The organism is Pauljensenia sp. 20925_1_27, assembly GCF_041432835.1.
Lineage (GTDB): Bacteria > Actinomycetota > Actinomycetes > Actinomycetales > Actinomycetaceae > Pauljensenia.
Window position 1 is genome coordinate 67102 of sequence record NZ_JAPWAH010000005.1, and the last position, 13134, is coordinate 80235.

The window sequence follows — 13134 nt, forward strand, 5'->3', positions numbered from 1 at the left end:
GTGTAATGCTCCCTAACCAGTACAGACCTCATCGAGCATGGACATGAAAACGTCGACTCGGGCCATCACACGCTTCAGTCGGCAACGCCCACAGCGCCTCAGCATTCTCAGGGATGGCAACTTGATGCGGACGAAGGAGCTGGATCGCCCACGCTCGCAACGCATCGAAGTCTTCATAGTCTCTCCAAGAGACCCTGTATATCGTCCAACCGGCACTACGCAAGTCGTTTTCTCGCTGGATCCAGTCACGCTTCGCCCGGGCGAACTCAGCATTGTCCTTGCCCAGCTTTCCAATCCCATCGAACTCGAAGATGATCATGAGTCCCGGAATCGCGATGTCCGCAAAGTAGCGGCGCCCGTTGACGACGATCTCAAACTGGGTCACGACTTCGAAGGCACTCACCGACTTGAGGACCCACAGCAGCGCAGCCTCGGCAGGGTTGTCGCAGCCCGGGTCAGCGGCGACTATCAGGCGCTGTGCACGCCTGTAGGGGACACATTCTTTTTGATGCCGATACAGATCCAAGCATTCAAGCATCTTGCCTCGAACGCGTTCAGCTCGTTGCCTACTTTTTTCCTGAGATGGCAACACGAACCGAGACTCGTGATGCAATGCCATGCAAATCGCCACGAATCCGCTGAGACGTTCCGAATAACAAGCCATGCGAACTGCCGCTTCAACGACAGATTCACATCGCAACCGATCAACGATCTCGATGCTGCGATCAGAGGGCTTCTTTACTGTCGAACACACGAACGTCGCTGGAATAGTCACCGTTTGCATGGTGACAGTCGGCATTGAGCGCCTCCCATGCCTCGACGCGCACCAGATCACGACATCGGGATTTGCCTCCCAGAGCGGTATTGACCGCGCAACGAATGAACTAGCGCCTACGAACACCGGAGAGCAGGAGCTACTGTCACTCACAACAAGTAATCGAGCCCTGGCCACGAGAGACCATATCTCCCAGTAGGTCATCGGCGGGCCGGATCGATCGATCATGACGTAGCGGCCACGCTGGATACGAAGTACATTTCCTTGCGACAGATTCCCCACTGAAGGCCGTCCATCAGTCGAAGACCTGATAACAGTCAGCGATTGAGCGTTCATATGCCCATCATCCGCACGACGACAAGCGTTGTCACGACCCGACAGCAACCCTGTGGATAAAGCCCAGTCGCTCCGAAGGTATGTGGATAACTGCCACTCTCGCATGCATCTGTGAACACTCGTGGCACAATCGCTGGTCGGCTTCGATCAAACACCAGCATTCTCCGCATATCCGCTTGTTCCTAAGTGGTGTTACACCATTTAGCCGGGCATTACACCACTTCCCAGGCAGTGTAATGCTCCCTAACTGGTGTAATGCTCCCTAACTGGTGCAGAACTACCCATCACATGACGCAGTCATCGAGAGAGGCACGCAAGGACACAGCAGAAGCTCACGCCCCCGATGGACTCAACCGCCACGTACCCGGCTCAATCCACATGTGCGGACGCACGGCCTCACCCCGACCCTGCACGCACCAGGCCCACAACCTTCGCCGAGGCCGGGGTGCCCGTCGCGCGGGACCAGCGAGCCACGACATCCGAAACATCGATGGACGGATCGACGAGCAGCGCGGTGGACAGCGCCTCCGCCAGCACGCCCGACGAGGCCACGACGCTGACCTGCCGCACGCCCGAACGCGCGGGGTAACCCGTACGCGGGTCGATGATGTGGTGGTCCAGCAGGCGCGCGGTCCGGCCAGGAACATCGGAGTTAGTAGATGCATGGGCCTGGCCAACGGCATCAGAATTGGCTGGTACACGGGCATGAGCATGAGCGAGCGCCTCAGCGTTGGAGGACTCGGAGCCGGGTAGGTAGGCATACACCGCGGTGAGGCCGGGCCCCAGAGGCTCCGCACCACGCGCATCCACGTCGTCACATCCTTCGTTGCGAGGGGATGTACCACCCTCACCGGATGTTTCACGCAATGTTTCACGCGCGAGGCCCAACACGGGCTCCGCCAGAGAACCCGCCACGTGCACCGCCGCAGGCACCGCCGCACGCTCCGCCGCGGGCCCCGCACAAGCCGCACGCAGGCGACCCAGCTGCCCCAGGTTGTCCCCGGACGTCGACAGGGACGCCATGCCCCCCGCAGGCAGTTCCACGACGCCAGCAATTGCCGTGGGCGCACCGTGGGGGTCGCGCAGGCCGACGCGCCACGGCGAACCATCGGCGCGAGTACCACTCACAGACACCGACGACGTCCCCACTGACACCAATACGCCGCGCGCCCCCATAGACACCGCCAGGTCGCGGCACGCATCAGCGGTGTACCCCTTCGCGATGCCACCCAGATCAACGCGCGGGCTGGGCACCTCCATACCACCGACGGACTCGCCAGGAACGCGCACCGCCCAGCGTCGCTCGCCCACACGCGACAGTAAGTCCCACGACGACGCGCGCAACGCAGCCTCTACAACACAAGCAGACGGCGCAGGAGGCAAGGGCCTGCCCGCAACATACGCCGCCCGCATCGCCTTGACGTCCCAGGCGGCGACGAGCGGCCCGATCATCGGGTTGAACGCTCCCCCGGTGCCCTCCGCGAGCGCCAACGCGTCACGCAGCAACCGGTCGGTCTCCTCAGAGACGACGAGGCCGGGGCCAGCCTCCGCATCGCTGGTTCCTTCGCGGGATGGTTGCGGGTGGCGACGGGGACTGTTTGGCGTATCTGTGACCGAAGCAGATGATGTCATGCAGTCGGCGAACGAGGCGGCGCGATGAGCGGCATCTCTGCACGCATCACCGGTCGGCGACAACGCTTCGCCACCGCGCGCGTCGTGGCTGCACGCGGGACCGCGTACAGCGGCATTGAGCCGCGATACCTCGGAAGAAACCCGGAAAACGCTCCACAGGTCCTCGTGGCGGGCAACGACGCCCACGAGAGCGTTGACGATCGCCATGCCGTCCCCGCCCCACCCGATGATGTCGACGCGGGTGCCCATCGCGGGGAAGGATGAGCGCCACGTGGGCACAGGCTCAGCTGTCGGAGCCGTCGACGTCGCCGTCCTTGGTGGAGTCGTTCAGGCCGGGGATGTTGATGTCGTCGGCGCCGTCGGGCGAGACGCCCTGGGCGGCCGCGATGGCTCGGATGGCGGCCTGCACGAACTGCTGGTGGGCGACGGTGGCGCCGGTGATGACGTCGACTTTGGCGGGGTCGCCGACCTTCGTGAGGTTGTCGGAGTACTCCTGGTAGGAGGCGACGGCGGCCTGCGCCTTCTTGTAGTAGTCCTCGTTGAAGACCTCGCCCGCGGAGTTCTTGCCGTAGTTGGTGCCCTTGTCGGTGCCGTCGGCGAGCGTCGTCTCGTAGGACGTGGAGGTGATGCGACCGCCCTCGACGGTGATGGTGATGGTGCCGATGGAGCCCTGGTCATCGGCGTTGGACTGGGCGGTCCAGGTGCCGTCGCTCATGGGCTTGGTCATGTCGAGGCCGGTGGAGGGCGCGCACGCGGCCAGGATGGTCGCGCCGAGGGCCCCGAGGACCGCGTACGAGGCCGGGGAGGCCCAGCGGGATCGAGTGTCGGGGGTGGTGGGCGTGGTCATCGCACCTTGTCCTTTCCGCTGCGGGCGTCGCCGTCGCGCGGGACGGACAGCCCGGAGGAGCGTTCTTCGAAGTCGTGGTCGTGCCACGTTTCCTTCACGACCTTGCCGTGGTCGAGTCGGATTTCGCGCTGACCCTGCTCGGCGACCAGCGCATCGTGGGTGACGACCATGAGGGTCGTGCCCTCCTTGTGGAGCTGGTTGAACAGGTCGAGGACGATTTCCTCGTTGGTTTCATCCAGGTTGCCCGTGGGCTCGTCGGCGAGGACGAGCTTGGGGTAGTTGATGAGGGCACGGGCCACGCACACGCGCTGCTGTTCGCCGCCGGAGAGCTGGCGGGGCAGGTGGGTGGCGCGGTCGGCGAGGCCCACGCGGTCAAGGGCCTCGAGGGCTTCCTTCTCGTCGGGCATCGAGTGGTAGTACTGCGCGACCATGATGTTCTCGAGGGCCGTGAGGTGGCCGATGAGGTGGAACTGCTGGAACACGAGGCCAATCGTGCGGCAGCGCACCTCGGTGAGCTCGTCGGCGGTCAGGTCGGAAATGTCGTGCCCGTCCAGCATGACGGTGCCTGTGGTGGCGGTGTCCATGGCGCCGACGATGTTCATGAGGGTCGTCTTACCGGAGCCGGAGGGGCCGACGATGGAAACCCACTGGCCGCGAGGGATCTCGAGGGAGACGTTGTCGAGCGCGTGCAGGTCGCCGTAGATCTTGGAGACGCCCTCGAGGGTGAGCAGCGCGTCCGTGGCGGCCGACGAGGCCTGGGGGGCGGTGGAGGTGGTCATGGTGACTCTCATTCTCCGCGCAGGACGAGCGCGGGGTCGACGGCCAGTGCGCGGCGCACGGGCGGGAGACAGGCGAGGACGGCGATGAGGATCGAGCAGGCGACCGTGCCGAGGAGGATGACGGGGTGCAGCGAGATCGATCGGTGGAACACGGAGGTGGAGATGAGGACGGCGAGGCCGTAGCCCGCCCCGGCACCCAGGACGCCTCCGATGAACCCGAGCATGACGCCCTCACCCATGAACTCGCGGGTAATGGAGCGCCCGGTCGCGCCCAGGGCCTTGCGCAGGCCGATCTCGTTGCGTCGCTCGGTGACGACGGCGATCATCGTGGTGGACACGCCGATCATGGTCAGGGCGAGCACGATGACGGTGATGACGATGAGCAGGGAGCGCAGCATCGCCAGCACGCCGGTGTCGGACTGGGCGAGGCGGCGCACGGTCTGGGCGTGAATGTCGGGGTTCGCGGCGTTCATCGCGTCGGCGATGGCGCTCAGCTGGTCGCCCTCCAGGGCGATCGAGTACTCGGCGAGCGACACGGCGTCGGCCTGCCCGGTCAGGGCGCTCATGTCCTGGCTGGTCATGTACACGTAGCCGTCTTCGTTGCCGCCGGTCTTGAGGATGCCGGACACGGTCAGGGTGACGGTACGCGGATCGACCTTGAGGGCCGAGGCCTGCGCCCCCGACTGCGCGGCGGCCTTCGACGAGGCGCTCGCGTCCAGCTGACTGACCGTGATCGTGTCACCGGCCTTGACGTCGATCGTCGAGGCGATCTGCTCACCGACGAGGATCTGACCCGTCGCAGCGGGCCATTCCCCGTCCACGTACCAGTACGGGTTCATGGCGTGCACGGCGTTCAGGTCCGCGCCGCCCGCGACGTAGGGCTGGTCGTTAATCGTGACGGTCTCGTAGTCAAAGGACGCGGATCCGACCAGTGCGCTCGCGGGTACCTGGGCGGTCGCGGCGGCCACGGCCTCGTCGGTCATGGGCACGTCCCCGGCGGGGGTGACGACGAGGTTGGCGCCGTAGGAGCGGATTTCTCGGGCCATCTGCGCGGGCACGTCGACGGCGATCGTCACGAGGCCGGACAGCGTGGTCGCTCCGATGGCGACGGCGAGAATCGCGATAAGGACGCGGGAGCGTCGGCGCAGGATGGAGGAGATAACCATCCGCCAGAACATTGCTCGTCTGGACATGGGCATCACCTTCCGTGCAGGACTTCAGCCGCGTTGAGGCGCAGCAGGTAGCGGATCGCCGGGATGGAGGCTCCCAGGACGACGAGGATCACGAGGACGGCGACGAGGCCGACGACGACGGGCACGAACGCGATCGACGAGTGGAACACCATGTAGCCGATCGCTTGGGCGAGCACAATGCCTCCTCCGTAGCCGAGGACCCCACCGGCCAGGCCGACGATGATCGTCTCCGTCAGGAACAGCGAGATGATCTGTTTATCTTTCGCGCCCACGGCCTTCATGAGGCCGATTTCGCTGGAGCGCTCCATGACGCCGGCGGTGACCAGGTTCGCGATGGCCAGGGCCGAGGCGATGAGCGCCAGGATGGTCACGAGGACCATGAGCAGCTGGGTCTTCTCCAGGATCGTGCCTTCGGACTCGGCGACCTGGCGGACCGGGCGTGCCACGGAGTCCGTCATGACTTCCTCGATCTGGTAGGCGATCGAGGAGACGTAGGCGGTGCAGTACCAGGTTTCCTTCTCGGACACGCTCAGCGAGTTCGGGTTTTTCGCGGCCTTGCGCGCGAGGTCGTTGTCGGGCGTGGTCAGGGCGGAAACCTCGACGCTGCCGACGACGTTCTCGCGCTGCAGGAGCTCCTGGGCTTGCGCCAGCTGGATGTACACGCCGCGGTCGGCGTCGTCGCCGCTGGTGAGGATGCCGCGCACGGTGAACTCGCGCGTGATCCCCTCGCGGGTGAGGGTGAAGGTGTCGCCGACGCCGAGGCCGTGGGCGGCCGCGTAGGTGGTGCCGACGAGGGCGCCGTTCTCGTCGTCGTCTGCGGGCCACGAGCCCTCGATGCCCCACCAGCCGCGCAGCTTGTCGAGGCCGGTTTCGACGCTCTCGCCGGTGGCCAGCTCGAGGTGGTGGCTGAACCAGGTGCCGGTCGTGGGCACGTGCTCGCCGCTCGCGTCCGTGGCGGACACGCTCAGCAGGGGCGCGAAGTCGAGGATGTTGTAGGTCCAGAAGATCGTCTTGATGTTGCCGAGCTCGTCCTCGCGCAGGTAGGAACGGGACTCGGTGGTCTCGCCTGTGGAGTACAGGTCGTCGAGGACGGCCGCGCCCTGGGGGCGCACGACGATGTTGGCGCCGTAGGACTTGAGTTCCTGGTTGACTTTGTCGCCCACGTTGAACATGACGGAGAGCATGGACGTGGCGACGCAGGCGCCCAGCGCCACGGTGAGGGCGATCATCAGGTGGCGGTTACCGCGCCTCGTGAGGGCGCCGCGCAGCATTCGGAAGAACACGCGATCCCCTTACTTCGCGAAGATGGAGGCCGAGGCCTCGAGAGCCGAGATCGGCACGGTCAGCGTGCCGTTGGAGACCTTGTAGTCGATGGGGATCGGGTTGCAGCCGCCCTTAAAGCCGATGGTCGCGATGTTCATCGCCACTTCACACAGCTTGCAGATGACCTTGCCGTCCTTCTCGTAGTAGCCGGTGGGGCCGCAGATATCGCACGCGTCCAGGCCCACGCCGAAGGAGGAGCCGGACTTCTGGATGACGATGAAGCGCACCTTCACGCCGCCCGAGGTCGTGTACTCGTAGCGGTGCAGGTGGCCGTCGGAAATGTCGGCGAGGTTGACGCTCACCTGGTCGTCGACGACGCTGAACGACTCGGGCGCGGACAGCTCGACCTCCTGGCTGCCGTAGGCGACGCCGACGGTGATGAGCAGCGCGCCGCACAGGTAACCGAGGGCGGCGGTGCCCGCCATGGACTTGTAGAGGCGCGAGCGCGCGCGGCCCAGGCGCCCCTCGGCGGGGTTGGCCCCCACGGTCGGGATCGAGCGCGAGGCCAGCCACGTGAGCACCACGACGGCGCACAGGGCCAGGCCCGCGGCAAGCGTGAAGACGGCCTCGTGGTTAATGAACCAGGAGATGGTGTTCCACGCGTCCTTGGGGATCGAGATCCAGCGCTTGGCCTTGAGGATGCGCACGATCATCAGGGAGTGGTTGGCTAGCAGGGCGACCATGATGAAGGCCGCCGGCCACACGCGGTTATTCCAAGCGCACAGGCGGTAGGACACCCAGGCGACGAAGCTGACGAGCAGCCAGGCCAGCGTATATCCGAGGATCGCGAGGACAACCTGGCTGGAGTAGATCTCGACGCCGCCCGAGAGCATCATGACGGCCTGGTTCATGGCGGTGGGAACGGCGCGGAACAGGACGGCCGCGATGTAGAGGGCACCGACGATGCGCAGGAGCGTATCGCCGCTCACCGCGGTCTCCATCGACGAGGCCGCCCGGGCCTCGTCGTCACCATCGCCGGGCAGGAGGGAGCGCACGCGGCGCGAACGCAGCGCGACCAGCGCGAGGAAGAGCAGCGCGAGAACAACCGCGGCGGGGAGCGTGAACAGGCCGACGGTCTGGCGGTTCACGGCCTTGGGGGCTTCGACGTTGATCACCGTCAAGACCAGGGAGGAGATCATACCCAGGCCAATACCGGCCCACACCGCTAGCGACCGCGCCTTCTTGCCGCGGCGACCATGCCCGGCGGCCGGCATGAAGCGGATGACGGCACCGACGGCGAGCATCGTCAACAGCAACGTCAAGGTTGCTTCGCTCATCTGCTGAAGCATTGGCTTTCCTCCCGAAATAAAGGTTCACCGAAGTCGTAGCTACGGTGTCGATTCTAGTCCCCTCACGGGGCGAGGGCCGAGGCCAGCAGTCCCAGAAAGGAACCACGACCTCGGCCCCGCGAAGTGTGCGCGTCGATCACCAGGAGACGGCCGTGGGATCCCACTGCCAATCCGGGAACTCGGCGACGAGCGGCTCGGTCCAGAAGCGGCCCTCAACACCCGTGGTCTTGTCGGTGTGCAGCAGCCAGCCCGTGGGAGGCTTGATCGAGAAGGTCACGTCGTAGGTGCCGGCGTCGAGCTTGGGCAGGTTCAGGCCGTAGTGCGGGCCGTCGGAGGCGTTCATCGGCATGAGCGTGCCCTCCTGGACGGTCGCGCCGGACTTGTCCTTGATCGTGTAGTCGACGGTCAGGCCGGGGATGAAGTCGCCCGCACCGAAGCCGAGCTTGTTGTCGGCGGCGGCGGAGATATCGGCCTCAATGTGCATCGAGGACTCGGCGGCCGGGGTGCCCACCTCGGGCTCCATGTCGACGGGCTGGAAGTAGACGCCACCCACGACGAGCGGGCCAACGTGGACGTCGTCGCCGAGGGGCTGCTCTTCGAAGCCAGCATCCTCACCGGGGGCGGCGGCACCCGAGTCAGCCGAGGCCGAGGCCGGCCCCGCGGGCTTCTCGCTGGAGGACGAGGAGGAGTTGTTGGAGCAGGCAGCCAGGGTGCCTGCGAGGGCCAGCGTGGCCAGGGCCGCGCCGACGCGGAACAGAGAACGCTTCATGTGATGATCTCCTGTGCGTGTTGGTTGGGTGAAAAGTCGGTGTCGCTCGACTGATGTCATTCCTCGGCCCGCGACTGGGCGGCGGCCTCGCGGGCGAGGCGAGCTTTTCCGAAGAAGTAGAGACCGACGATGATGGCGAGAACGATGGCTTGCGCGGCCAGGTTCTCCACTCGGGGGTAGATCCCCAAGAGGTCGATGGTGGGGAAGCCGGAGATGGGCGTCAGGGACACGACGTCCGCCTCCTGGAGTTCCCCGATACCAGAACCCGTGAACGTGATGGCCATGAAGGCCATCAGCAGCGAGGTAATGGTGAAGAAGGGGCGCAGCGGGATGCGCACCGCCGCGAACTGGATGAGCAGGTAGATGATGACGAGGGCCACGAGGCCGACCGCCAGGCCGATCCACACATAGTGGACCTTGTCGCCCGCGGCGGCGACGATCGGGACGTAGAACAGGATCGTCTCGGCACCCTCGCGCAGGACCGCCAGGAAGGAGATGAAGGCGAGGCCCAGCAGGGAGCCGCTGCTCAGCGAGGCGTCCGTCTGCTTCTTGATGTACTCGTCCCACGCCTTGTTGGAGGACTTGTTGATCATCCAGTTGGACACCCAGATCAGCATGACGACCGCGAAGAGCGCGGCGAAGCCCTCGAGGAGCTCCTGGTTCGCGCCCGCCAGGGAGGTGACGTAGCTGAAGAGGAAGGCCAGGCCGATGGACAGGCCGAAGGCGAGCGCCACGCCGCCCCACACGATGGGTGCCTTGTTCTTGTGACCGGCCTTGGCCAGGTAGGCCAGGACCGCGGCGACGACGAGGATCGCCTCCATGCCCTCACGCAGGATCACGAGGAGGGAGGGCAGGAACTGGGCGATCCACGGGGATGTGCCCGAGCCGTCGGCGGTCTTGTCGGCGGCCTTGCCGGTGTAGCCGTCGAGGCTGTTGGCGTCCTCGCGGATGTAGTTCGTCAGCGTCGAGAGGTGCTGGTCGACCGCGGCCGAGTCGTTATCGGTCATGGCCTTCTTGAGGAGGGAGAACTCCATCTCCACCTGGGAGACGCGCGAGCCGGAGATGCGGCTCATGACCTGCTTCTCCATGCCGGTGATCTCGTAGTGCTTGTAGTAGGCCTCGTTGACCTTGTCCTTACCGGCCTTGGCGTCGCCGCCCTTGTAGGCGTTGGCGCCGTCCTGAAGGATGCCGTTGATGGTCTTGGCGACCTCACCCCACGCGCCGGGGCTGTAATCGTCCGACGAGGCCTGGGCTGCCGAGCCCGGAGCCACGCCGTCCAGGGAGGCACCGTCCTCGACCATGTACTGCTTGAGGGTTGTGGCGTGACTGTCAACGCCCGCACTGTCGGCGTCAGTCATGGCCTTCTTGAGGAGGGAGAACTCCATCTCCACCTGGGAGACGCGCGAGCCGGAGATGCGGGCCATGACCTGCTTCTCCATGCCGGTGATCTCGTAGTGCTTGTAGTAGGCGTCGTTGATCTTGTCCTTGCCGCCCTTGGCGTCGCCCGCCTTGAAGGTGGACACACCTTCGTCGATCAGGCCGTTGATCGTGGTCGACACATCGCTCCACGTCTGATCAGCGGCGCGCGAGGGCGAGGCGAACATCGCCACGGCCAGGGCCGCCATCACGGCCACGATAAGAACGCGACTAAGTCGCTGACCAACACTGCGCGCGTGAGCGCGAATACTGCCTGCGTGAGCACACATACTGCCTGCGTGAGCGCGAAGCACTGACACCGCTTGCCTCCTGACGATCCGGCGATTAGGTAACGCCGGGATGATGGAATCCCTAACCATTGAGCGTAGCCACATCTCGCCCAGGTGGAAAGTAGTCCGTTTAGGTTGTCCTAAATTGTGATCATGCTGTGACGGTGTTTAGCGCGCATGTACGCCGCCATTCGGGGACCAAGGACCCAGGATTGTCACTTGCTGACGCAATGCCATAAAAATAGTGCGGTTGCAACGAAAACACAGACACCCAACACCCGCACGCGACTACCATCACTCGCGCGCCGATCACCCGAAGCTCAGGCCTTGGCGAACCGCAACCTTCGCCCGCCACAAACACGCGCGGCAACCAACACTCACAACAACGCGCGCTCATTACTTTGTTTCAAACTCTGTCAGAATATTGGGCAGCACCATCGACGACAGGAAGAGGAAACCACCCATGACAACCGATCCGAATGCCCAGCCCTTGAGCGCGACGCCAACATCCCCCGTGGCCGACGCAAGCCCGCAGGGCCCCGCGTCCGCGGCCCCCCTCCCCCTGCGCGACGGCACCGTGGAGAGCGAGCCGGCCCCGGCCTCGTCCCCCATGCGCCCCACGCGTGCCGAGTGGGTGCGCATCGCGATCTTCGGGATCCCCTACGCCGCGTTCTTCCTGGTGGGAGTGCCGACATGGATCTTCCCCGAGTCGTGGGACCTGACCGCCATCAACCTGGCGATCGACACGGTTTTGTTGATCCTCGTCCTCGCGTTCTTCGCACGCGAGTTTTTTCCCGCATTTTCCTACCTGCGCACGCGCCCCGTGCGCAAGATCGCGCTCCTCTTCGGCCTGTGGCTCCTGGTCGTCATCGTTCAGGCCTCCGTCCGTTTCGCGCTCTACGGAGGCAACCCGCCAGTTGCCGAAAACCAGCAGCAGGTCATCAACGCCCTGTATGACGGGACCCTTGGCCTGGCGTTCTCCTTCTTCGTGACCGTTGGCGTGCCCGTGATTGAGGAGATTTTCTTCCGCCACATCCTCATCGGCAAGCTCAGCGCGTACGCCCCCACGTGGCTCGTCGCATCGATCTCAGCGGCACTGTTCGCCTACATGCACAGCCATCAGTGGCAGGACTTCTTCTCCTACCTGCCGCTCAGCATCGTTTTGACGCTCGTGTACGTGAAGTCCGGGAAGAACGTCGCCTACTCGTGGCTGTTCCACGCGCTCAACAACACAATCATGGTGATCCTCATGTTCGCCGCGCAGGGAGCGCTGCAGAACGCCTGATTGCTGGATGTCGTGACGCCCCGCCCGAGCCCGGGCGGGGCGTTGCTGCACGTCCGCTGTTTTTGGACGGGCGCGCCGCCACCAATCGGGGGGAATTGCACTACACGAGGGTTCGACACGCCGGCGACACTCCGTAAGAGGGCTTCGTGTAGTGCAAAACCCCCATCGCCGGCGCGGAGAACGCCAGGACACGGAGGACTCGGCCGCACTGCCCATGAGCGGTGCCAGGGCGCTGCTATAGCCCAGCAACTGGCACGAGCACTACGCCAGAGCAAGACATTATTCGCCTAACAACAACCACGCCGGGCCCCTTGGGTACAAAACTCTCCCAGCACGAGCTGCACGGCACACGTCCGGTACAAAACTCTCCCTGCACACCCGTCCTCGCCGCATATCCGGTACAAAACTCTCCCAGCACACCCGCCCTCGCCGCATATCCGGTACATAACTCTCCCCGCACACCCGTCCTCGCCGCATATCCGGTACAAAATTCTCCCAGCACACCCACCCTCGCCGCATATCCGGTACAAAACTCTCCCTGCACACCCGAAATAGCTCAATTTGGCGCTTTTTCTGCATGCAGGGAGAGTTTTATACCGTTCTCACCACCAAGAAGCTGAGCAGGGAGAATTTTGTACCGATTGCGAGGCAGAGTTGGGGCTAGCCACGACAGCACGGCACGCCCTACTAGTGCGGAAGGCACCGGAGGAACCGGGGGGCCAGGCCGCGGCACCCGTGGATAACGGGACCCGGCCGCGGTGCGAGCTTCGGCCGGTTGGTAGGACCACGCCGCGGCACCCGTGGGCGGCGACATAACCCAGCCCCAAACAAATTTCGCATGCAATTCCCCCACGACACGAATCGACGCACGCTCAAAAACCGCAGAATATCAACGATTAGATTTCAACACTTGAAATACACTCAGGAGAATTGCATGCGAAATTGCCGGACGACAGACGGGCCTGGCTGCGGTGCCCGTGGGTGGCGACAGGGCCTGGCCGGACATCGAGCCGACGCGCCGAGCGAAGCTCGCGTGTAGCGATCTCGCGGGCGGGCCGCCGCCCACGGGCACACCAAGCAGCCCGGCCCAACGGGCAGCCCGGCCCAACGGGCAGCCCGGCCCAACGGGAGGGCCGCCGCCCACGAGCACACCAGGCCCCACTGGTGTGGAGGGTGCCGGAGGGACCGGAGGGCACGGGC

General features: G+C 64.9%; 10 protein-coding genes. 1 reads left to right on the forward strand and 9 read right to left on the reverse strand.

Going from position 1 to position 13134, the window contains the following annotated elements:
• Window positions 1–28 precede the first annotated feature (28 nt).
• The 9 genes from O3684_RS04735 to O3684_RS04775 form a co-directional block, all read right to left on the reverse strand.
• Window positions 29–799, reverse strand: a complete 771-nt coding sequence (locus O3684_RS04735; protein WP_500063913.1) for a putative endonuclease domain-containing protein — start codon at window positions 797–799, stop codon at window positions 29–31.
• Between the two features lie 708 nt (window positions 800–1507).
• On the reverse strand, window positions 1508–2743 hold the full coding sequence (locus tag O3684_RS04740) for an FAD:protein FMN transferase (protein WP_500065420.1): 1236 nt from the start codon (window positions 2741–2743) through the stop codon (window positions 1508–1510).
• A gap of 283 nt (window positions 2744–3026) precedes the next feature.
• Entirely contained in the window at window positions 3027–3590 is a 564-nt protein-coding gene (locus tag O3684_RS04745; protein ID WP_500065363.1) for an FMN-binding protein, read from the reverse strand.
• On the reverse strand, window positions 3587–4369 hold the full coding sequence (locus O3684_RS04750; protein ID WP_500065365.1) for an ABC transporter ATP-binding protein: 783 nt from the start codon (window positions 4367–4369) through the stop codon (window positions 3587–3589). Before O3684_RS04750 ends, O3684_RS04745 begins: the two co-directional genes overlap by 4 nt.
• Before the next feature lie 8 nt (window positions 4370–4377).
• On the reverse strand, window positions 4378–5562 hold the full coding sequence (locus O3684_RS04755; RefSeq protein ID WP_500065366.1) for an ABC transporter permease: 1185 nt from the start codon (window positions 5560–5562) through the stop codon (window positions 4378–4380).
• Window positions 5563–5567: 5 nt separating this feature from the next.
• Window positions 5568–6845, reverse strand: coding sequence for an ABC transporter permease (locus tag O3684_RS04760; RefSeq protein WP_500065368.1), 1278 nt, complete (start codon window positions 6843–6845; stop codon window positions 5568–5570).
• A gap of 9 nt (window positions 6846–6854) precedes the next feature.
• On the reverse strand, window positions 6855–8174 hold the full coding sequence (locus O3684_RS04765; protein WP_500065369.1) for a Fe-S-containing protein: 1320 nt from the start codon (window positions 8172–8174) through the stop codon (window positions 6855–6857).
• A 136-nt stretch (window positions 8175–8310) separates the two neighbouring features.
• Window positions 8311–8943: an iron transporter gene (locus tag O3684_RS04770; RefSeq protein WP_500065370.1), complete on the reverse strand. Its 633-nt coding sequence runs from the start codon at window positions 8941–8943 to the stop codon at window positions 8311–8313.
• Between the two features lie 56 nt (window positions 8944–8999).
• Complete coding sequence (locus O3684_RS04775) at window positions 9000–10649, reverse strand: FTR1 family iron permease (RefSeq protein ID WP_500065371.1); 1650 nt, start codon at window positions 10647–10649, stop codon at window positions 9000–9002.
• A 463-nt stretch (window positions 10650–11112) separates the two neighbouring features.
• Between O3684_RS04775 and O3684_RS04780 the strand changes: the two genes are divergently transcribed.
• The gene (locus O3684_RS04780; protein ID WP_500065374.1) at window positions 11113–11934 is read left to right on the forward strand and encodes a CPBP family glutamic-type intramembrane protease; all 822 of its coding nucleotides are present in this window, start codon (window positions 11113–11115) and stop codon (window positions 11932–11934) included.
• Window positions 11935–13134: the final 1200 nt, after the last annotated feature.